Source organism: Bradyrhizobium sp. SZCCHNR1098, from assembly GCF_032489375.1.
GTDB lineage: Bacteria > Pseudomonadota > Alphaproteobacteria > Rhizobiales > Xanthobacteraceae > Bradyrhizobium.
The window spans coordinates 39,346-61,422 of record NZ_JAUEXY010000018.1 but is presented as its reverse complement, the minus strand read 5'-3'; the positions used below and the strand labels follow the sequence as shown (position 1 = coordinate 61,422).

Genomic DNA, 22,077 nt, shown 5'->3' with positions numbered 1-22,077 from the left:
TTCAACATGCGACCGCATGGCGAATGGAACTAACAACGCAGCGATGCGGAACCACTGCACGGATCGCTAGGTCGATGAATTAGTTCCACCGCCGGCGAGGCGCGCCAGGAATGCGCGCACGTCGTCCGGTGCGTCGAAATGTCCGTCGACGCCGAGCGCACGGCGGCCGACGGAGAACGAGAGGCCGGCGAAATCCGGCATGATCGCGAACACCGTCTCATCCGTGACGTCGTCGCCGATGAAGAACGGCTTGCGTCCCTTGAACGGTGCGTTCCGCATCAGCTCGCGCACGCCGCTCGCCTTGGTGAAGCCGGCATGCTTGATCTCGCACACACACTTGCCGGGCAGCACCTCGATCGGCGCCCCCGGCAACTCGGCGCGGATGCGCGACACTTCTTCGTAGATCGCCTTCTCAGCCTGCGGCGCGAGGCGATAATGCAGCGCCAGCGAGTAGCCCTTGTCCTCGAGCAGAATGCCGGGGCTGAGCCGGGCGATTGCAGCGAGCCTGCGCTTCAGCTCCTTGTCCAGCGGCGGCGCCTTGATGGCGTCCGCCTCGCCGCCGCCGCCGAGCCGCATCTCCGCGCCATGGCCGCCGACGGCGGGATAGACCTCCGGCGCGAAGATGAGATCGATGTCGTTGAGCGAGCGGCCCGAGACCAGCGCCAGCGCGCCGGAGGTTCGTTGCAGCAATGCGTTCAGGGTCTCGGCCAGGCCCGGCGGCACCCACACCTCGCGCGGCGTCGGCGCGAGATCGAGCAGGGTGCCGTCGATATCGAGCAGGATCGCCACCTCGCGAAGATGCGGCACGAGACTGGTGGGCGCCGGAACGATCTCGGCGGGCTCCGACGCAGGAGAAGCGATCAGATCGGAGTTTTCGGACATCATCAACTACTCCATGACAGCGAGCGGACGCGCCACCTGTTCGAGCGATTTGCGCTCGGCCGCGATGGCATAGCGCCAAGCGACGAGCGCCGCCACCAGCATCAGCGCGGCACCGAACAGATAGCCGCCGAACACCGCGCCGCGCGCCCCGCTGTCGAGCAGCGCGCCGAACAGCGCGGGTCCCGCGACGCCGCCGATCCCGGTGCCGACGGCGTAGAACAGCGCGATCGCGAGCGCGCGCACTTCCAGCGGAAAATTCTCCGACACGGTGAGATAGGCGGCGCTCGCCGCCGGCGACGCGAAGAAGAAGATCACCATCCAGGCCGCAGTCTGCGTCGCGGCGCTCAGCACGCCGATCGAGAACAGATAGCCGGTGAGCGCAAGCAGCATGCCGGAGACGCCATAGGTGAAGGTGATCATGGCGCGGCGCCCGAGCGTATCGAACAGGCGGCCGAGCAGCAGCGGCCCGAGCACGTTGCCGGCCGCGAAGGGCAGGATGTACCAGCCGACATGATCGGACTTGATGCCGTAGAAGTCGGTCAGCACCAGCGCGAAGGTGAAGAAGATCGCGTTGTAGAAGAACGCCTGGGCGATCATCAAGGTGAGCCCGACCAGGGAGCGCTGGCGATAAACTGAGAACAGCGTATGCGCGACCTCTCGTAACGGCGTGTGGCTACGCATCCGCAGCCGCATCCTCGGCAATTCCTTGGCGCGCGCCTCGCGGTCGTGGCCGGTGACGTCGCGCTCGATCTCCGCGACGATCCGATGCGCCTCTTCAGGATGGCCGTGAATCATCAGCCAGCGCGGACTTTCCGGAATCCACATCCGCATGACCAGCACGACGAGGCCGAGACAGGCGCCGATGCCGTAGGCCAGCCGCCAGCCGACATCCGGGCCGGTGACATCGGGATCGAGCAGCACGATGGCGCCGACCGCGCCGAGCGCGGCACCCAGCCAGAAGCTGCCGTTGATCATGAGATCGGTCCAGCCGCGATAGCGCGCCGGCACCAGCTCCTGGATCGTCGAGTTGATCGCGGTGTACTCGCCGCCGATGCCGGCGCCGGTCAGGAAGCGAAACAGCGCGTAGGTCGCGATGTTCCAGGACAAGGCGGTGGCGGCCGTCGCGGACAGATAGAGCGCAAGCGTGACGAAGAACAGCTTTCGGCGGCCGATGCGGTCGGTCAGCCAGCCGAAGCCGAGCGCGCCGAGCACGGCGCCGGCGAGATAGGCGCTGTTGGCAAGCCCGATGTCGAGATTGGAGAAATGCAGCGCCGGGCTCTGCTTGAGCGCGCCCGACAAGGCGCCTGCCAGCGTCACCTCGAGCCCGTCGAGCACCCAGGTGATGCCGAGCGCCAGCACGACGCGGGTGTGAAAGGCGCTCCAGCGGAGATCGTCGAGCCGGGCGGGGATGTTGGTTTCGATGACGCGATCCCGGCCTGCCATGTCGCCCGGCGGAGCGCCGGATTGCGGCGCTGACGTGACGACGCGGAGGTTGGGAAAGGATGCCTGTCGGGGTGCCATGGAATCCCAATGCGACGGCGCAGGTCGCACCGCATGCTCGACCGAGAGGATGAAGCAAATGCGGCAGCGAATGCCTGCCGCTGCGACTCAACGTCTCGTCGCGCGCAGGGTTCCCGGAGTGGGGCGGGGTTCGGCGCTCGACCTGCCTGGGGGCCGCAGCGTTTCCTGGGTGAGGCCCAGGCGCGCCTCATTTCAGCTGTCGTCCCGGGCAAGCGAGCGAAGCGAGCGCGACCCGGGATCCATACCGCGTGATGCAAGATTGGGGCACGCGATCAATACCGCCCGCCACACATCTGCCGCGGCGTATGGATCCCGGCGTTCGCCGGGATGACAGCGGAGGGTTTGGCCGCGGGCTCGCCAACGCACTTGCGAGCGGCGTGAAGACCAGCCTGTCGCCGCAAAACTCACGCCGCGCGGATGTTGGCCATGAAGCGGTTGAGCTCCGCGCGCAGCCGCGCGCTCTCCGAGGACAGCGACTGGGCCGAGCGCAGCACCTCCTCCGAGGCTTCGCCGGTCTGGGTCGCGCCGCGATTGACCTGCGTGATGTCGGTGGCGGCGGCCTGCGTGCCTGCCGCGACGCTCTGCACGTTCCTGGCGATCTCCTGGGTCGCGCCGCCCTGCTGCTCGACCGCGGTGGCGATCGACGCGGCGATGGTCGAGATCTGGCGGATCGTGCCGCCGATCTGCTTGATCGCCGTCACCGACTCCTGGGTCGCCGCCTGCATGCCGGAGATGTGGTTGGAGATGTCGTCGGTCGCCTTGGCGGTCTGCTCGGCCAGCGACTTGACCTCGGAAGCCACCACCGCAAACCCGCGGCCGGCATCGCCGGCGCGGGCCGCCTCGATGGTCGCGTTCAGGGCCAGCAGGTTGGTCTGCTCGGCAATCGCGGTGATCAGCTTGACGACGTCGCCGATCTCCTGCGCCGCACGCGACAGCTTGCCGATGCGCCCGTCGGTCTCCTCGGCCTGGGCCACGGCGGACTCCGCGATGCGGCTGGACTCGCGAACCTGGCGGCCGATCTCGTTGACCGAGGCCGACAGCTCGTCGGTCGCGCTCGCCACCGAGTGGATGCGGCCCGTGGCCTGGTCGGAGGTGCCGCTGACGCGGCTCGCCAGCGACTGCGTGGTCTCCGCGGTGCGCGTCAGGGTCGAGGCCGCCTGCTCGAGGTGCTCGGCCGAGGTCGAGACGTTGGACACGATCGAGCCGACGGCGGTCTCGAACTCGTCGGCGAAGCGGATGAGCTCGGCCCGCCGCGCGGCGCCCGCCGCCCTGTTCTGGGCGTCCTGCGTCGCAGCGTCGCGCTCGGCCTTGGCCACCGCCTGGACCTTGAACTCCTCGACCGCCGCCGCCATCTCGCCGATCTCATCGGCACGCCCGAGGCCGGGCAGCCGGACGTCGAAATTGCCCGAGGCGAGCTCGCGCATCGCCTTGCACATCGTGATCATCGGCTTGGAGATGCCGTTGCCGAGCATCAGCGCCAGCACGGCGCCGAGCGTCAGCCCACCGATCGCCAGCATTGCGATCAGCCGCTCGATGTCCGCGATGGTGGTGTTGGTGGCGGCCTCGATGCGCTGCTGGTCGGAGGCGACCTCGGATTTCAGCCCGTTCGACAGCGCGATGATCTCGGTGCCGACGACGCTCATCTCCTGTTCGAGCTTGCCGAGCGCTTTCATGTTCTCCGACAGCTTGATGAAGGCGGCGCGGTACTGCTTGATCAGGTCGCCGAGCTCGGCGACGCGCTGGGTGATCTTCTCGTCATTGGCATAGATCGTCACCAGCGAGGTTTCCAGGAAGCGCGTGCGCGCGATGGCGCCGTCTGCCGTCTTGGCATCGGGCTTGGCGATGTAGGTCCCGACCAGCGCGGACACGGTCAGGTACTGGCCGGTGAGGTCCTTGGCCGTGGTCTGCACCGACGGCAGGCCGGCCAGCGCGGCGGTGTCTGCCAGATCATCGAACTTGAAGCGGATCTTGTTGCCGATGAGGCCGATCTGGTCGGTCGCCAGCTTCGCGTTCTCGCGGGTCAGAGCAACGATGCTCGAGAATGTCTTGGCGAAGGCCTGAAACTGCGCCTGCAGCTTGCCGACCTGCGCCCGCCGCTCGGCGCCGGTCGCCGCCATGGATTTGTCGATCGCGGCCTGGAGTGCCTGCTGGGCAGCGGTGGCCGCCGCCTCGTCGTCGGCTTTACCGGTCAGAGCATAATAACGGGCGAGCGCCTGGTACGAGACCAGCTCGCGATCGATGGTGCGGGTGGTGTCGGCTTCGGCGACGCTGCCGCGATAGGCTGCCACCGCTGCGGCGACCCGCTCGAATCCCAGATAGGAGAAGCCGATGCTGGCAGCAGAGATCGCCAGCACAACGGCGAAGCCAAGGACGATCTTGCCGCGAAAACGCAGGGTCAGAAAATTGGCACGCCGCGACTGCGGCGCAAGCTGCGCAGACATTCCCACCCCCGACACGCCATTCTTTATATTGGCCAGAAACCAAACCGCCCGGCGGCAACGCACCAGAGCGTGATCAAAACTACGTCACAATGGCTAAGGGGCGGTAAATGGACGGCATCGGCCTACGGCCTGCGCTTCACCTGCGCCGGTGCCGGCCTCGCGTGGCGCGCCACATGCGACCGGATCGCCGATGCCGCGCGCAAGACGTCGCAATGACATCGGAGACGAAAATTCGAGTTGCAAAGTCCTGAGGGCGCTGTTTCTAATCAGAATAAGAATAATTCATCGGGAGGTTACTCGTGTCGACAGTCAAACTGACGGTGAACGGCAAGGCGGTCTCGGTCGAGGCCGAGGATCGCACCCTGCTCGTTCACCTCCTGCGGGATCATCTGAACCTCACCGGCACCCATGTCGGCTGTGACACCAGCCAATGCGGCGCCTGCGTCGTCCATATCGACGGCCGTGCCGTGAAATCCTGCACCGTGCTGGCCGGCCAGGCCGCCGGCGCCAACGTCACCACCATCGAAGGCATCGCCAAGGGCGACGAGCTGCACCCGATGCAGGCGGCCTTCCGCGACAATCACGGCCTGCAATGCGGCTATTGCACGCCGGGGATGATCATGTCGGCCATCGATATTGTGCACCGCCACGGAGGCGAGCTCGACGAGGGCACGGTGCGTGAGGAGCTGGAAGGCAACATCTGCCGCTGCACCGGCTATCACAACATCGTCAAGGCCGTGCTCGACGCTTCCGGACGGATGAAGGTCGCGCAAGCTGCCGAATGAGGCCGGCGAGAGCCGCCGTTTACCGCAATACCGAGACCACGACCGCTGCGCGCGATGGCCGCGGCGGGACAACAGAACTCCGGTAGGGGAGAGATTCGCATGGGTATGGAAGGCATTGGCGCCAGCGTCGTCCGCAAGGAGGACAAGCGTTTCATCACCGGCAAGGGCCGTTACGTCGACGACGTCAAGCTGTTGGGCATGACCTTTGCCCATTTCATCCGCAGCCCGCACGCGCATGCCAAGGTCAAGAGCATCGACTCCTCGGCCGCCGAGGCGATGCCTGGCGTGGTCGCGGTGCTCACCGGCCGCCAGATCGTCGACGACAAGGTCGGCAACCTGATCTGCGGCTGGGCCATCACCTCCAAGGACGGCTCGCCGATGAAGATGGGCGCATGGCCGGCGATGGCGCCGGAGACCGTGCGCTTCGTCGGCCAAGCCGTGGCCGTGGTGATCGCCGAAAGCAAGAACCTCGCACGTGACGCCGCCGAGGCAGTCGTGGTGGAGTACGAGGAGCTGCAGGCCGTCGCCGACATGCCCTCCGCGCTGAAGCCCGGCGCGCCGCAGCTTCACCCGGAAGCCCCCGGCAACGTCGTCTACGACTGGTCGATCGGCGACGAGGCCGCGGTCAACGCCGCCTTCGCCAAGGCCGCCAACGTCGTCACCCTGGAATTGACCAACAACCGGCTGGCACCGAACGCGATGGAGCCGCGCGCGGCGATCGCCGAGTACGATGCGGCCGAGGAGCATTTCACGCTCTATACGACGTCGCAGAACCCGCACGTCGCTCGCCTGGTGCTGTCGGCGTTCTACAACATCGCACCAGAACACAAGCTCCGCGTCATCGCGCCCGACGTCGGCGGCGGCTTCGGCTCCAAGATCTTCATCTATCCGGAAGAGATGGTGGCGCTGTGGGCCTCCAAGAAGGTCGGCCGTCCGGTGAAATGGACCGGCGACCGCACCGAGGCGTTCCTGACCGACGCGCACGGCCGCGACCACATCTCCAAGGCCGAGATGGCGTTCGATGCCGACAACAAGATCCTTGGCCTGCGGGTCAAGACCCACGCCAATTTCGGCGCCTACATGTCGCTGTTCTCGTCGTCGGTGCCGACCTATCTGTACGCGACCCTGCTGTCGGGCCAGTACAACATTCCGGCGATCTATGCCGAGGTGATGGGCGTCTACACCAACACCACGCCGGTCGACGCCTATCGTGGCGCCGGACGCCCGGAGGCGAGCTATCTGCTGGAGCGGCTGATCGAGACGGCGGCGCGCCAGTTGAAGGTCGATTCGGCCGATCTCCGGCGGAAGAACTTCATCACCCAGTTCCCGCACCAGACCCCGGTGATCATGGCCTACGACACCGGTGACTTCAACGCCTCGCTCGACGCGGCGATGAAGGCGATCGACTATGCCGATTTCCCGGCCCGCAAGGCGGCGGCAAAGGCGGCCGGCAAGCTGCGCGGCCTCGGCCTGTCCTGCTACATCGAAGCCTGCGGCATCGCGCCGTCGAAGGCGGTCGGCAGCTTAGGGGCCGGCGTCGGCCTGTGGGAGTCCGCGGAGATCCGCGTCAACCCGGTCGGCACCATCGAGGTCCTCACGGGATCGCACAGCCACGGCCAGGGCCACGAGACCACCTTCTGCCAGCTGATCGCCGAACGCCTGGGCGTGCCGATCAGCCAGGTCTCGATCGTTCATGGCGACACCGACAAGGTGCAGTTCGGCATGGGCACCTACGGCTCGCGCTCGGCCGCCGTCGGTCTCACGGCGATCCTGAAGGCGATGGAGAAGGTCGAGGCCAAGGCCAAGAAGATCGCAGCCCACGCACTCGAAGCGTCGGAAGGCGACATCGTCATCGAGAACGGCGAGTTCAAGGTGACCGGCACCGACAAGTCGATCGCGCTGCCGATGGTCGCGCTCGCCGCCTACACCGCGCACAACCTGCCGGACGGCATGGAGCCCGGATTGAAGGAGACTGCTTTCTACGATCCGACCAACTTCACCTTCCCGGCCGGCACCTATATCTGCGAGCTCGAGGTCGATGAGGCCACCGGCAAGACGTCGTTCGTCAACTTCGTCGCGGCGGACGATTTCGGCCGGCTGATCAACCCGATGATCGTCGAGGGCCAGGTCCATGGCGGTCTCGTCCAGGGCATTGGCCAGGCGCTGCTCGAGCACGCGATCTATGACAGCAACGGCCAGCCGGTCACCGCGTCCTTCATGGACTACGCGATGCCGCGCGCCGACGACGTGCCGTCGTTCAAGCTGAGCCACACCACGACCCTGTGCCCGGGCAATCCGCTCGGCGTGAAGGGCTGCGGCGAGGCCGGCGCGATCGGCGCATCTGCTGCCGTGATCAACGCGATCACGGATGCGATCGGCAACAACAAACTGGAAATGCCGGCGACGCCCGACCGCGTCTGGCACGCGATCCACGGTTGATCGTCATTCCGGGGCGCGCGCAGGCGCGGCCCCGGAATGATCTCGATGAAAAATTCAGGGAGATTCCCATGTACGAGACGACCTACCATCGCGCCTCCTCGGTCGACGAAGCGGCGGCGCTGTTCGCCAAGGGCAGCGAGGCCAAGTTCCTGGCCGGCGGCCACACCCTGCTTCCGGTCATGAAGCAGCGCCTCGCCAGCCCGTCCGATGTCATCGATATCGGCAAGATCAAGGACCTGATCGGCGTGCAGCTGTCGGGCGACACGCTCGTGATCAAGGCGGCGACGACCTATTACGACATCATGACCAATGCCGACGTGAAGAAGGCGATCCCCGCGATCTCCTACCTCACCTCGGTGCTCGGCGATCCCGCCGTGCGTCACCGCGGCACCATCGGCGGCTCGATCGCCAACAACGATCCGGCCGCGGATTTCCCGGCGGCACTGATCTCGCTCGGCGCGACCGTGAAGACCAACAAGCGCACGATCTCGGCGGATGATTTCTTCAAGGGCCTGTTCACCACGGCGCTCGAGGACGGCGAGATCATCACCGAGGTGTCGTTCCCGGTGCCGGAGAAGGCGGGCTATGCCAAGATGCGCCATCCGGCGTCGCGCTTCGCGCTGACCGGCGTGTTCGTGACCAAGACGAAGGGCGGCGACGTCCGCGTCGCCGCCACCGGCGCCTCGCAGAGCGGCGTGATGCGCGTGCCCGCGATCGAGGCGGCGCTGAAGTCAAACTGGTCGGCCTCGGCGATCGACGGCGTCAGCATCCCGGCGAGCGGCCTGCTCAGCGACATCCACGGCTCGGCTGATTACCGCGCCAATCTGGTGAAGGTGATGGCGCAGCGCGCGGTGCAAGCCGCGGGCTGACCTCACAACGCGGATCATTCCGCGCAACGGCACAACAAATTCCACACGGCGCGCAGCGATGCGCGCCGTTTTGCTTTGCGGCATACGGCGCGCTTGCGTTGGCCGGATACACGCGGGACAATCGCGGATCAGGAAACGCATCGCGCGTGATGATGTCTGGTTGATGCGGACAGCAGCCAAGCACACCCTCCTCCCCTGGAGAGGGAGGGTGAAGGTCGCGGCGACCATCTTTGTCCGATCGACCTCATCACGCGCCGAAGCACCGCAGGGACAAGACAACGTGCTCGACAAGACCGCCCCACAGACCGAGACCCGCGCCACCGGACCGCTCGCGGGCTTTCGCATCGTCGAGTTCGCCGGCATCGGACCGGGACCGTTCGCCTGCATGCTGCTGGCCGACATGGGCGCGGAGGTGGTGACGCTCGATCGCGTCGGCGCGCGCAAGACCATGAAGTCGGTCGCCGGTCGCGGCCGCAAGGTCATCGAGCTCGACCTCAAGGACAAGGCCGTCATTGCCGAGGTGCTCGACCTGCTCGCCGGCGCCGATGCGCTGATCGAAGGCTTTCGTCCCGGCGTGATGGAACGCCTTGGCCTCGGCCCCGACGTCGTGCTCGCGTGCAATCCCAAGCTGGTCTATGGCCGCATGACCGGCTGGGGCCAGCAGGGACCGTTGGCGCAAGCCGCCGGCCACGACATCAACTACATCTCGATCACCGGCGCGCTGGCCGCGATCGGACCGAGGGAGCGGCCGGTGCCGCCGCTCAACCTGGTCGGCGACTTCGGCGGCGGTGCGCTCTATCTCGTCGTCGGCGTGCTCGCCGCTCTGCTCGAAGCGTCGAAGTCCGGCAAGGGCCAGGTGGTGGACACCGCGATGTGCGACGGCGCGGCCTCGCTGCTCGCGATGTTCTTCGACCTCACCGCAATGGGCCGCTGGACGGAGGGACGCGAGCGCAACTTCCTCGACGGCGGCGCGCACTTCTACGGCGTCTACGAATGCGCCTGTGGAAACTTCATCTCCATCGGCTCGATCGAGCCGCAGTTCTACGCGCTGCTGCGGCAGCATGCCGACCTCTCCGATCCCGCCTTCGACGCGCAGATGGACCCGCGCGCCTGGCCGGCGCTGAAGGAGAAGCTGGTCGCGGTGTTCAAGAGCAAGACGCGCGAGGAATGGTGCGCGATCATGGAGGGCACCGATATCTGCTTCGCGCCGGTGCTCACCATGTCCGAGGCGCCAAAGCACGCCCACATGGCCGCCCGCGGCGTCTTCGTCGAGCGCCACGGCATCACCCAGCCCGCCCCCGCCCCACGCTTCTCGCGCACGCCGTCGACGATACGGGAGCCGGAGGTGGTGGAGATTGGGGCTGTCGTGAGTGCGTGGAAGGCTGGCGGGTAAGCGATTGCGGCGCGGTCGCGCCGATCAACGCTGCGCGACAATCCCGATGCCAGTGAGTTGACGACGCCCGCGCCTCACCCTCGGTGTCGTCCCCGCGAACGCGGGGACCCATAACCACCGGCCGCAGTTTGGCGAAAATCGTCTGCGACTATGCCCTATCGATAGATCACGCGGTATGGGTCCCGGGTCGGCGCCCGACGCCGCTGGCGCGTCGTCGGGCTTGCCCGGGACGACAGTTGAGGGTTTGGAGACATCCTGCCTCCAATCACGCCGTCATTGCGAGCGAAGCGAAGCAATCCGGGACGCCGACGGAAGTCTGAATTGCCTCGTCGCTGCGCTCCTCGCAATGACGCCCTCTGCTTCGTTTACTCCGCCGCCTCCACCTTCAGCACGCCGCGGCGGATCTGATCCTCTTCGATCGATTCGAACAGCGCCTTGAAGTTGCCTTCGCCAAAACCGTCGTCGCCCTTGCGCTGGATGAACTCGAAGAAGATCGGGCCGATCGCATTGGCCGAGAAGATCTGCAGCAGCACCTTGGTGTGGCCGCCATCGACCACGCCCTCGCCGTCGATCAGGATGCCGTTGCGCTTGAGGCGGGTGACGTCCTCGCCATGCTCGGGCAGGCGCGCTTCGATGCGCTCGAAATAGGTGTCGGGCGGCGACGGCATGAACGGCAGGCCTGATGCGCGCAGGCCCTCGACGGTGGCGTAGATGTCGCGGGCGCCGCAGGCGACGTGCTGGATGCCTTCGCCGCGATAGATCTTGAGATACTCCTCGATCTGCCCGGACTCGCCGGCATCCTCGTTGATCGGAATCCGAATCTTGCCGTCGGGGCTGGTCAGCGCGCGCGAGAACAATCCGGAGGCGCGGCCTTCGATGTCGAAGAAGCGGATCTGGCGGAAGTTGAACAGCTTCTCGTAGAAGCCGGTCCACACATCCATGCGGCCGCGGTGCACGTTGTGGGTCAGGTGATCGATGTAGTAGAGGCCGGAGCCGATGGGGCGCGGGTCGCGCTCGCCGATCCACCCGAATTCGAGATCGTAGGCCGAGCCCTTGGCACCGTAGCGATCGACGAGATAGAGCAGGCTGCCGCCGATGCCCTTGAGTGCGGGCACGTCCAGCGTCTTCTGGGCCGGCGGCAGGTCGGCCGGCTCGGCGCCGAGCGCGATCGCCCGCGCATAGGCCTTCTTCGCGTCGACCACCCTAAACGCCATCGACGGCGCACACGGCCCGTGCGCGGCGACGAACTCGTGGCCGTGGCTGCCCGGCTCCTCGTTGACGAGGTAGTTGATGTCACCCTGGCGGTACAGCGTGATCGCCTTGGTCTTGTGGCGCGCGACCGCGGCGAAGCCCATCAGCTTGAACAGCGCGTGCAGCTCGCTTGCTTCGGGGTGCGCATATTCGACGAACTCGAAGCCGTCCGTGCCCATCGGGTTGTCGGCGGAGATGGTGGCAGGAGGCGCATCGTGCGGAAATGGACCCATGGGGGAAGCTCCTTCAGCTTGATGGGCGGATCATCTCCCGAATTCCGCGCACGGGGCATGCAAACCATTGTCATTTTCGCCCGAGTATGCACGATCCATGCACATTCAGAGGAAATGACGCATGATTTCGGTCGATAGCTTCGATCTCCGTATCCTGGCCGCGCTGCAGGACGACGGCCGGCTCACCAACCAGGAGCTGGCCGACCTCGCCGGGCTCTCGGCCTCGCAATGCTCGCGACGGCGGATGCGGCTGGAGGAGGACGGCGTCATCGCGGGCTATCGCGCGCAGCTATCCGGCACGTCCCTGGGCTTCGAGCTGATCGCCTTCATCCAGATCACCCTGGCGACGCATTCGCCCGACAACGCGCAGAAATTCCGTGCGCTGGTGAACCGCGTCGACGACATCCAGGAGGCCTACGCGCTGACCGGCGACTCCGATTATCTGCTCAAGGTCGTGCTGCGCGACCTCAAGAGCCTGTCCGACATCGTCAACAATGTGCTGATGCCACACCAGAGCGTGGCGCATGTGCGGTCGTCGATCGTGCTCGACCGGCTGAAGGAGAGCGCGAAGCTGCCGCTGGCGTCGCTGTCTGCTGGCTGACGACGTGGCGCAAATCGAGGGAATTGCGCCATTCACCGTCATCGCTCGCTCTGCGACACTCGCCGGGTTTCAATTACCCGCGAGACGACCATGGCCCTGCAGCTTCGCCCCAACTGCGAGTACTGCGACAAGGACCTGCCACCGCAGGCGCAGGACGCGCGCATCTGCTCCTACGAATGCACCTTCTGCGCCGACTGTGTCGAGACGAAGCTGTTCAACGTCTGCCCGAACTGCGCCGGCGGCTTCGCGCCACGGCCGATCCGGCCCGCGCGAGAATGGCGGCCGGGCGTCTGCACGGTGAAGCAGGTGCCATCGGACAAGCGCGTGCATCTGAAATATGCGGCCGAGGACGTCGCGGCCTTCGTGGCTGGTATCAAGAGCGTGGCGCCGGAAGAGCGCTGATCTCTATCCCTGTCATTCCGGGGCGCGCGCAGCGCGAGCCCGGAATCCATACTCACGATCGAGATTTTGGATGGAAGGCTTAGCCACGGGCGGCTCGCGTCACCACATCCGCCTGTGGTTATGGATTCCGGGCTCGGCCCTGCGGGCCGCCCCGGAATGACGGCGGTGGGTGGAGTGGCTACTCGGCCGCGACGATCGTGCCTTCGACCTCGCCGAAGCCGACCCGATAGCCGTTGCCCTGGCACCAGCCGCGCATGACGAGGGAATCGCCATCTTCCAGGAACGTGCGCTTGATTCCACCAGGGAGCTCGACCGGCTCGGTGCCGTTCCAGCTGATCTCCAGCAGGCTGCCGCGCTGGTGCTTTTCCGGACCGGAGATGGTGCCGCTCCCCAGGAGATCGCCGACACTCATGGCACAGCCGGACGAGGCATGGTGCATCAGCTGCTGCACGCTCGACCAGTACATGTACTTGAAATTGGTCTGCGCGATGGTCTGCGCGGCGTTGCTGCCGGAGGCACGCAAGGCCACGTTGAGGGAGAGATCGTAGTTCTGCGCCTCCTTCTGCTGCAGGTAGGGCAGCGGCGTTGGATCCTGCGTTGGCCCCGACACGCGGAACGGCTCCAGCGCCTCCCGCGTCACCACCCACGGGCTGATCGAGGTCGCGAACGCCTTGGCCTGGAACGGGCCGAGGGGCACATATTCCCATTGCTGGATGTCGCGCGCGCTCCAGTCGTTGAGCAGCACGAAGCCGAAGATCATCGCCTCCGCCTGCGCCTCGGTCAGCATCTCGCCGAGTGGCGACGATTGGCCGATGACGACGCCCATCTCCAGCTCGAAATCGAGCCGCTTGCAAGGGCCGAAGCTCGGGGCATCGGCACTCGGCGGCTTCAACTGCCCACGCGGCCGGCGCACCTTGGTACCGGAGACGACCACGGTCGACGCGCGCCCGTTATAGCCGATCGGCATGTGCAGCCAGTTCGGCTGCAGCGCATTGTCCTTGCCGCGGAACATGACGCCGACATTGGTGGCATGCTCCTTCGACGAATAGAAATCGGTGTAGCCGGCGACGTGGAACGGCAGATGCAGCGTGACGTCCTGGCGCGGCAGCAGCGCGCGGCCGCGCAGCGGCTTGTCGTCGCGCAGCCGCGGATTGTCGTCGCGCAGCAGCGCGCTGATCGCGGCACGCGTCTTCGACCACACGGCGGGGCCGAGCGCCATGAAGGCATTCAGCGAGGATTGCGCGAACACCTCATAGGCCGGCGCCAGATCGAGCAGGCCTTCGTCCTCGAGCACGGCGAGGTCGAGCACGAACTCGCCAATGGCGACACCGACGCGCGGCTTTGGCGAATCGGCGGCGGAGAACACACCGTAGGGCAGGTTCTGGATCGGGAAGTCGGAGGCTGGATCGACCGGGATGAAGGAGCGGAGCGAGGGATCGTTGGGATGAGTCAAAATGCTTCTCCGGACTACGTCGTCATGCCCGGGCTTGACCCGGGCATCCATCTCTCACCGCACAGAGAATGTCGTGGATGGCCGGGTCAAGCCCGGGCATGACGGCATTCTCACAGTTCAAGGCCTGTTCGGATCGAAACGCTTCTCCAGTCCGTTCCAGCAATCGGCGTAGTCGCTCTGCATGGTGCCGGACTCCGCGGCGTGCTTGGTGATCCGCTGCGGGAAGCGCGTCTCGAACATGAAGGCCATCGTGCCCGTGAGCTTGACCGGCTTCAACTCGCCATTGCTGGCGTGATCGAACGCCTCGCGATCCGGACCGTGCGGCAGCATGCAATTGTGCAGGCTCATGCCACCAGGCACGAAGCCCTGCGGCTTGGCGTCGTAGACGCCGTAGATCAGACCCATGAACTCCGACATGATGTTCATGTGATACCACGGCGGACGGAAAGTGTTGTCGGCCACCATCCAGCGCTCGGGGAAGATCACGAAATCGATGTTGGCCGTGCCGGCGGTTTCCGACGGCGAGGTCAGCACGGTAAAGATCGACGGATCGGGATGATCGAAGCCGATGGCGCCGACCGGCGAGAAGGTGCGCAGGTCATATTTATACGGCGCGTAGTTGCCGTGCCAGGCAACGACGTCGATCGGCGAGTGCCTGAGCTCGGTCTTGAACAGCGCGCCGCCCCATTTCACGTAGAGTTCGGTCGGCGTATCCTTGTCCTCATACGAGGCCACCGGGGTCAGGAAGTCGCGCGCATTGGCAAGACAATTCGCGCCGATCGGGCCGCGCTCCGGCAAGGTGAAGGCGCCGCCATAATTCTCGCAGAGATAGCCACGTGCCGGTCCCGCCGGAATCTCCACCCGGAACTTGACGCCGCGCGGGATCACGACGATCTCGCCAGGCTCGGCGTCGATGCGGCCGAACTCGGTGACGAACAGCAAACGGCCCTGCTGCAGCACGAACATCAGCTCGCCGTCGGCATCGTAGAAGTGCTGGTCGACCATCGACTTGGTGATGACGTAGACATGCGCCGCCATGCCGGCCTGGGTCGTGGCATCGCCGGCCGTGGTCATGGTCTGCACACCCTGCAGAAACGTCACATCGCCTGCCGGAAGCGGCGTCGGATCCCAGCGCAGCTGCTGCACCGTGATCTCCTGCTCGTGACACGGCGCGGTGCGCCACAACCCGGCATCGACCTTGGCGAATCGGCCGGAGTGCTTCACCGAGGGCCGGATGCGGTACAGCCAGGAGCGCTCGTTGGAGCCGCGCGGCGCGGTGAACGGCGAGCCAGACAGCTGCTCGGCATAGAGCCCGTAGGCGCAGCGCTGCGGCGAGTTGCGGCCGATCGGAAGCGCGCCCGGCAGCGCCTCGGTCTCGAACGAATTGCCGAAGCCGGACATGTAGCCCGGCGTGACCTGTCCCGATGCGCGGTGCAACCGGTCAGGCGATGTGTTGATGTTCATCATCCTTCTCCTTGCAGGCGGGCCCACATCTCGCGGTCGCGCTCGGCGGTCCAGATCACGGGATCGTCGATGCCGCTGGCTTCGTCATAGGCGCGCGACACGTTGAACGGCAGGCAGTGCTCGTAGATGGCGAAGCTCGAGAATTTCGGATCCATCACTTCGCGCGTGGCGGCCATGGACTCCTTGAGGCTGCGCCCCCTGGCGACCGACATCTCGGCCGCGCCATACAGCGACGAGACGAAGTCGCGCGTCATCGCGATCGCCTCGCGCACCGTGGTCTCGCCCTTCAGCGCGTCGCCGCGGCCGGGCGCGATCGCCTTGGGATTGAAGTCGCGGATCTCGTTCAGGGTCGACGGCCATTCGCGCAAATAGGCGTCGCCGCAATAACAGGCCGAGTGATATTCGATGAGATCGCCGGAGAACATCACCTCGGCGTCCGGCACCCAGGCGACGATGTCACCGGACGTATGGCCCGCACCGAGCTGGATCAGTTGCACCTCGCGCTTGCCGAGATGGATCGTCATCTCGCCTTCGAAGGTGAGCGTCGGCCAGGTCAGGCCAGGAATGCTCTCGGCATCCTGGAACAGGCGCGGGAAGCGGCCGTATTCGGAGTCCCAGTCCTGCTGTCCCCGCTCCACGATCAGCCGGCGTGTCTCCTGCGACGCAACAATGCCCTGCGCGTGATAGGCCGAGGCGCCGAGCACGCGCACCGCGTGGTAGTGCGACAGCACGACATATTTGATCGGCTTGTCGGTCACGGTCCTGACCCGCTCGATCACCTTGTTCGCCATCGCCGGCGTCGCCTGGGCATCGAACACGATGCAGCCGTCGTCGCCGACGATGACCGCCGAATTCGGATCGCCCTCTGCAGTGAATGCATAGAGATCCGGGCCGATCTCGGAGAAAGTGATTTTCTTCTCGGCGAGATCGGTGGTGGATGCGAAACCCTTCGCCATCAGTTCATTCCCTGTCTGCGCAGCAGGCTATTGCTGCTGCTGCTGTTGTTGTTGCTGTTGACCGGTATCAGCCATGCTGCGTTTCGCCAGCGTGACCGCCTCGCGCAGCACACCGATGTCACCGATGTGATTGGCGAGGATCAGGACCAATGCCGCATCGAGGTCGGCGCTTTCGAGGTCCGAGAGGCCCCGATGGGCTTCGACGATGGCGCGAAAGGCATCGTCGGGCTTGGCGAAATTGGAAGCGGTCGAGAGTGTCATCGTTGCGGCTCCTCAGCTCAGGCCGGAGGCGCGTGCGACCGCCGCCGCGATCGCGGCCCGGCGCGGGTGCCGGAAGCGCGCCGCGACATAGCCGTCCGGACGCAGCAGATAGGATGTGCCGGGTTCGGCCCCGTAACGCTTGCCCGCGAAACCCTCGCCATCGGCAAGTCCATTCGGACCGCCGATGCTGACGACACCGACATCGTCGGGCACATCGATCGCCTCGCCATTGGCAAAGGACAGCAGGGTGAAACGCCGGCCCTGAGCATTGAATGCATCGGTGAGATGAAGGTGCCGTCCGTCTGCCGTCTCGAGCGGCGCATCCGGCATCGATGTTCCCGGACAAGGGCCACTGTGCCAAGCCTCGTCGTCTTCGGTCGACAGTGGCGTCTGGTAGACCGAGGGAACCGACAGCCGGCCGCCATTGACCATGCGCTTGCCGAATTCGGTGTCCCTGGCGAGCGCGAGCACCACCTTGCGCAGCCGCGCCTCCTGGTGCGAATTCGGCGCCATGAAATCCGTCGCCCGCGTGGACTCGCGAATGTTTTCGTCAGCCGCTGCGCTTCGCTCCAGATGATAGGTTTCGAGCAGCGCCGCGGGCGAGGTACCGCGCAGCACGCGATCGAGCTTCCAGGCCAGGTTCTCGGCATCCTCCAGCCCCGAATTGGCACCGCGCGCGCCGAACGGCGAGACCTGATGGGCGGAATCGCCGGCGAAAACGACGCGACCATGAATGAAGCGTTCCATGCGCCGGCACTGGAATTTGTAGAGCGAGATCCATTCGAATTCGAACTGATCATGGCCGAGCATGCGCGCGATCCGTGGCCGCACATTCTCCGGCTGCTTCTCGACGTTGGGATCGGCATACCGACTGAGCTGCAGGTCGATGCGCCAGACATTGTCCGGCTGCCGGTGCAACAGCGCCGAGCGCCCGGCATGGAACGGCGGATCGAACCAGAACCAGCGCTCGGTGGGGAATTCAGCCGTCATCCTGACGTCGGCGATCAGGAACTGATCCTCGAACACCTTGCCGGAAAAACCCGCGCCGACCATCTGGCGCAGCGAGGAGCGCGCGCCATCGCAGGCGATCACGTATTGCGCCGAGAGCCGATAGGCGCCATCCGGCGTCTCGATCGTCAGCACGACATGATCGTTGCGCTGCTCCAGCGCCGTCACCTTGTTGCGCCAGCGCAGCGAGATCTCCGGCAGCGCGTTGACGCGATCGACCAGATAGGCCTCGGCGTAGAACTGCTGCAGGTTGATGAAGGCCGGCCGCTTGTGCCCGGGCTCCGGCAGCAGATTGAACTGATAGAGCTCGGACGGACCGTGGAAGATGCGGCCGACGTTCCACACCACGCCCTTGTCGACCATCCGGTCGCCCACGCCGAGGCGATCCCAATATTCCAGCGAGCGCTTGGAGAAGCAGATCGCGCGCGAGCCCTCGCCGATCCGGTCGGCATCATCGAGCACCACGACGGCATGGCCGCGCTGCGCAAGATCGATCGCGAACGACAGCCCGACGGGACCCGCACCCACGACGACGACCGGATGCGCGGCCGGCGTGGCCTGATCCTGGTCTTCGTGCCGATGATAGCCGAACTGAACCTTCGCCTGGCTCGCGCCCTGCCCCGGATTGGCCTGCACCATGGCTTGCTCGCCTTGTGGTTTTCTTGGACTTTCGAAGCGACCGACATTTCCTCGGGCGAGGCATCTGGCCGTCTTGCCAGATAGTCTCACCTGCAACTATTCTAAAGCCGACGGCTTCGGCCGCGTCAACTCAAAAATCGGAGCGCGATCTTGGCGAAGCCATCCACCGCGGCGTCCAGGCGGCAGGCGAAGCCGGTCGAGGATGACCGAAATGCGGCAGTGCCGCTGGAAGACGAGCGGCTCGACCTGTTCAAGTTCGCACCATTCCGGCTCAACCGTCTGGCCGCCGAGGTCAGCGCGGCGCTCGCCATCGAATATCGGGAGCGCTATGGGCTCGACATTCCGGAATGGCGCGTGCTGGCGACGCTCGGCTTCCGCCGCGAGGCCTGCAGCGCGCAATATGTCGCAGCGTGCACCCGCACGCACAAATCGACCATCAGCCGGGCCGTGACGTCGTTGCTGGAGCGGCGGCTGATCGAGCGCGTCGAGAACGCCGAGGATCGCCGCGAGTTCCGTCTGCGCCTGACACGTAAGGGCAAGACGCTTTACGAGGAGCTGATCCCGCGTTTGCAGCAGCGCGAGCGCGAAATCATGGCATGCCTGTCGGCCGACGAGCGCAAGACGTTCGACCGCCTGATCGGCAAGATCGAGGAGAGCCTGGACCTGATCCAGACCAGCGAGGAGGCCGATGCGAAGCAGGCCTATTGAGCCGCGCTTCGTCGGGTGGGCAAAGCGCCGAAGGCGACCGGTGCCCACATCCTTCGTCAAACGACAGCGATGGGCACGGGGGCGCGCGAGACTGCCGTCGACGACGAGCAAGGCGCCGCGCGCCTTTGCCCGCCCTACTTGTTAGTCGCCGACGATCGCCGCCGCTCCTCGACTTCGATCACGTCGGCGCCCTCCCCACGCCAGCGCAGGATCTCCATCGCCAGCACCGGGTGATTGAAGCCCTTGAGATGCAGGTCGTCGATCGGCCTGGCATCGACCGACTGTTCGACCACGCCGAACACCCGGCGCGACACGATCACTTGTCCTGCCTTGGCCTCGTCGCATAGCCGCGAGGCGAGATTGGTGACGCTGCCGATCGCGGCGTATTCGAGCCGGTGCTCGAAGCCGACCTGGCCGAGCGTCGCATATCCCAGTGCGATGCCGACGCCGAACCCCAGGCTGTGGCCGCGATTTTTCCAGCGCTCCGTCAATTGGCCGATCTCGTCGCGCATTTCGAGCGCCATCTTCACCGCGCGCGTGGTGTGGTCCTCGAACGGGATCGGCGCGTTGAACAGGATCATCACGCCGTCGCCGGCATAGCGATCGAGCGTGCCCTCATATTTGAAGATGAGCTTGCCGAGCGCGGCGTGATATTCACGCAGCACGTTCATCGCCTCTTCGGGCTCGGTCGTCTCGGTAAACGCGGTGAAGCCGCGCAGATCGCAGAACACCACCGTGACCTCGCGGCGGTGGCTTTCCAGCAGCGCATCATGGCCGTCCGACGACGCGATGATCTGCGCGACCTGCGGCGCCAGGAAGCGCTCCAGCCGTCTGATCCGCTCGATCTCCGCCAGTTGCTTCTCGACCCGCTCCTCGAGCGACTTGTTCCATTCGCGCAGCTGCTCGGTCTGCTCGGTGAGCTTTTCGGCCTGCTGCTGCACCGTCGCGTGGGTCAGCGCGAGCTCGCGGCCCTTCTGATCGACCTCGGTGAACAGTCGTGCGTTGCGCATCGCCAGCACGGCCTGGTTGGCAAACGTTCGCATCAGTCCGATCAGGTTCGGCGGGAACGTGCCGGCCGACCGCCGGAGCACCACGAGCGCGCCGAGCACGCCCTGCTGATCGACCAGCGGCGTGAACAGCACGGCGTGAAAGCCGGCGGCGACCGCGACGTCGCGCAGCGGGTGATCGGGCGCGTTTTCGAGCTCGGCGATCGCGATCGGCTCGCCGCTGCGCACGGAGTCGGAGAGCAGGCTCGTCCGCTCGTCGAGCACATTGTGCGGGCCGTCCCGGTCGACACCCTTGGCCTCCACCAGCCTGAAGCGGCGTTCGGCGGCCTCATAGGAATAGATCAGCACGGCGTCGGTCTTGGTGATCTCCAGCGCCCGGGCCGCCACCGTCGGCAGCACCGCATTGAGATCGAGCGAAGAGGCCACCGCGCGGCCAACCTCCTCGAGCACCTTCAGCTCATTGATCGACTGGGCCAGATCGCGCGTGCGTTCCTCGACCTTGGCTTCCAGCACGGCATAGGACTGCGCGAGCTGGCCGGCCATGCTGTTGAACTGATCGGCGAGCTCCTCCAGCTCGTCATGCGTCTTCACCTCGATGCGCTGGGCGAAATCGCCGGCGCCGAGCTTGCGCGCGCCGGCGCGCAACGCGGTGATCGGGACGAGCATGCGTCGCGCCAGCAGCGAGCCCGCGAGGATCGCAACGGCAAGACCGAGCGCGATCAACAGCGCACCGCGCAACAGCTGATCGCGGATCGGCGCCAATGCGTGCGCGGTAGACTGTTCGAAGAACACGGACCAGCCGAGCTTGGGGAGCGTCGCGACCGCCGAGAGCACGGCGTGGCCGGCGCTGTCCGTACCGGAGGCCAGCGGCTGGCCATCCGGCGTGAGCACCGCCGCGACCTGCGGCAGCTTGGAGAGGTCCTGACCGACCGCCGGCCCCCTCGCCGAGTTCGCCAACACCTGGCCGCGCGGATCCACCACGTAGGCGGTGCCGACCTTGCCGATCTGCGCCTCGGTCATGAAGTCTTCGAGAAAGTCGAGGTCGATGTCGGCCACGGTCACACCGGCATTGAAGCCGGAATGCGCGACCGAGATCGACATCATCGGCTGCGCACCCTTGAAGGTCACAGCGGAGAAATTGCTGCCGTGCGTGACCGTGTCGGTGAAGCGCAGGTCGCGCGACAGATCGTTGCCCGAGGAGAACGCGATCGAGGTGCGCGACACCCGGAGCTGTTCCCGGCCCTGACCGTCGAGCTGATAGAGCTGCCGCACAGCCGGCGCCTGACTCAGCAGTTGCAGGTAGTCGGCGCGGCGGAGCTCCAGCGTATTGGCGCTCGCCCGCGTCACCCAGCTGATCTGTCGCTGCAGATCCGAGAGCGCCTGATCGATCCGCCGGGCGCTGGCGTCGGCCTTTTCGGCCATGGCGGCGGTCAGGCTCGCCTTGGTGGACTGATAGCTGATCCAGGTTTCGGTCGCGCCATTCACGGCCAGGACGAACACGACGAGCCCGACCAGCGACACGACATATTTGGCGAACAGGCCCTGCCGCAACGACCAGCCTCTATCCTCGACCTCTTTCATCCGGACCCCTCACGCGCGTCATCGCCGAGGTCAGCCTCGGACAAGCGCGTCCGCTGCCGTCCTCCCGGCAGCAACACTCTGGAGGCGGGACCGCTCGGGTGCGAGACGCTCCGTCGCCGGCACCCGTTTAGCACAGAATGGCATGCAGAGCCGCGCGTGCAGTGCGCGCACCCGCACCGGCCG

Annotated in this window: 17 protein-coding genes; 7 read left to right on the top strand and 10 right to left on the bottom strand. The window is 66.0% G+C overall.

Annotated features, from left to right (window positions below; all coding sequences use genetic code 11):
- Positions 1-66: 66 nt before the first annotated feature.
- The 3 genes from otsB to QX135_RS29680 form a co-directional block, all read right to left on the bottom strand.
- Positions 67-885: a trehalose-phosphatase gene (gene otsB, locus QX135_RS29690; RefSeq protein WP_315740748.1), complete on the bottom strand. Its 819-nt coding sequence runs from the start codon at positions 883-885 to the stop codon at positions 67-69.
- 3 nt (positions 886-888) lie between these two features.
- Positions 889-2,403 carry an MFS transporter gene (locus QX135_RS29685; protein WP_316178972.1) on the bottom strand — a complete coding sequence of 505 codons (1,515 nt, stop codon included), beginning with the start codon at positions 2,401-2,403 and terminating at the stop codon, positions 889-891.
- A 404-nt stretch (positions 2,404-2,807) separates the two neighbouring features.
- Entirely contained in the window at positions 2,808-4,844 is a 2,037-nt protein-coding gene (locus QX135_RS29680) for a HAMP domain-containing methyl-accepting chemotaxis protein (protein WP_316162468.1), read from the bottom strand.
- 299 nt (positions 4,845-5,143) lie between these two features.
- Here QX135_RS29680 and QX135_RS29675 point away from each other — a divergent pair, with 299 nt between their 5' ends.
- The 4 genes from QX135_RS29675 to QX135_RS29660 all read left to right on the top strand — a co-directional run bounded on the left by QX135_RS29675 (position 5,144) and on the right by QX135_RS29660 (position 10,330).
- Complete coding sequence (locus QX135_RS29675; protein WP_315811979.1) at positions 5,144-5,629, top strand: (2Fe-2S)-binding protein; 486 nt, start codon at positions 5,144-5,146, stop codon at positions 5,627-5,629.
- A 99-nt stretch (positions 5,630-5,728) separates the two neighbouring features.
- A complete protein-coding gene (locus QX135_RS29670) occupies positions 5,729-8,068 on the top strand; it encodes a xanthine dehydrogenase family protein molybdopterin-binding subunit (RefSeq protein ID WP_316178969.1) in 2,340 nt (779 codons plus the stop codon).
- A 68-nt stretch (positions 8,069-8,136) separates the two neighbouring features.
- Positions 8,137-8,937, top strand: a complete 801-nt coding sequence (locus QX135_RS29665; protein ID WP_315773906.1) for a xanthine dehydrogenase family protein subunit M — start codon at positions 8,137-8,139, stop codon at positions 8,935-8,937.
- Between the two features lie 280 nt (positions 8,938-9,217).
- Entirely contained in the window at positions 9,218-10,330 is a 1,113-nt protein-coding gene (locus QX135_RS29660) for a CaiB/BaiF CoA-transferase family protein (RefSeq protein ID WP_316179067.1), read from the top strand.
- A gap of 365 nt (positions 10,331-10,695) precedes the next feature.
- Here QX135_RS29660 and hppD read toward each other — a convergent pair whose 3' ends face one another.
- Positions 10,696-11,814 carry a 4-hydroxyphenylpyruvate dioxygenase gene (gene hppD, locus QX135_RS29655; protein ID WP_316178967.1) on the bottom strand — a complete coding sequence of 373 codons (1,119 nt, stop codon included), beginning with the start codon at positions 11,812-11,814 and terminating at the stop codon, positions 10,696-10,698.
- Positions 11,815-11,935: 121 nt separating this feature from the next.
- Between hppD and QX135_RS29650 the strand changes: the two genes are divergently transcribed.
- Together QX135_RS29650 and QX135_RS29645 are read left to right on the top strand one after the other, a co-directional pair.
- Entirely contained in the window at positions 11,936-12,415 is a 480-nt protein-coding gene (locus QX135_RS29650; protein WP_315777206.1) for an Lrp/AsnC family transcriptional regulator, read from the top strand.
- Positions 12,416-12,505: 90 nt separating this feature from the next.
- On the top strand, positions 12,506-12,817 hold the full coding sequence (locus QX135_RS29645) for a DUF1272 domain-containing protein (protein WP_315740755.1): 312 nt from the start codon (positions 12,506-12,508) through the stop codon (positions 12,815-12,817).
- A 178-nt stretch (positions 12,818-12,995) separates the two neighbouring features.
- Here the strand turns inward: QX135_RS29645 and fahA are convergent, their stop codons facing one another.
- The 5 genes from fahA to QX135_RS29620 form a co-directional block, all read right to left on the bottom strand.
- On the bottom strand, positions 12,996-14,270 hold the full coding sequence (gene fahA, locus QX135_RS29640) for a fumarylacetoacetase (protein WP_316178965.1): 1,275 nt from the start codon (positions 14,268-14,270) through the stop codon (positions 12,996-12,998).
- Positions 14,271-14,387: 117 nt separating this feature from the next.
- The gene (gene hmgA, locus QX135_RS29635; RefSeq protein ID WP_315811974.1) at positions 14,388-15,734 is read right to left on the bottom strand and encodes a homogentisate 1,2-dioxygenase; all 1,347 of its coding nucleotides are present in this window, start codon (positions 15,732-15,734) and stop codon (positions 14,388-14,390) included.
- On the bottom strand, positions 15,734-16,690 hold the full coding sequence (locus tag QX135_RS29630) for an MBL fold metallo-hydrolase (RefSeq protein WP_315811973.1): 957 nt from the start codon (positions 16,688-16,690) through the stop codon (positions 15,734-15,736). Before QX135_RS29630 ends, hmgA begins: the two co-directional genes overlap by 1 nt.
- A 27-nt stretch (positions 16,691-16,717) precedes the next feature.
- Complete coding sequence (locus tag QX135_RS29625; RefSeq protein ID WP_315811972.1) at positions 16,718-16,951, bottom strand: DUF2783 domain-containing protein; 234 nt, start codon at positions 16,949-16,951, stop codon at positions 16,718-16,720.
- 12 nt (positions 16,952-16,963) lie between these two features.
- Complete coding sequence (locus QX135_RS29620) at positions 16,964-18,598, bottom strand: FAD-dependent oxidoreductase (protein ID WP_316162480.1); 1,635 nt, start codon at positions 18,596-18,598, stop codon at positions 16,964-16,966.
- A gap of 150 nt (positions 18,599-18,748) precedes the next feature.
- Here QX135_RS29620 and QX135_RS29615 point away from each other — a divergent pair, with 150 nt between their 5' ends.
- Entirely contained in the window at positions 18,749-19,306 is a 558-nt protein-coding gene (locus tag QX135_RS29615; RefSeq protein WP_316178962.1) for a MarR family winged helix-turn-helix transcriptional regulator, read from the top strand.
- A gap of 134 nt (positions 19,307-19,440) precedes the next feature.
- On the opposite strand, the gene QX135_RS29610 is transcribed toward QX135_RS29615, so the two are convergent.
- A complete protein-coding gene (locus QX135_RS29610; protein ID WP_316178960.1) occupies positions 19,441-21,894 on the bottom strand; it encodes an adenylate/guanylate cyclase domain-containing protein in 2,454 nt (817 codons plus the stop codon).
- Positions 21,895-22,077 lie beyond the last annotated feature (183 nt).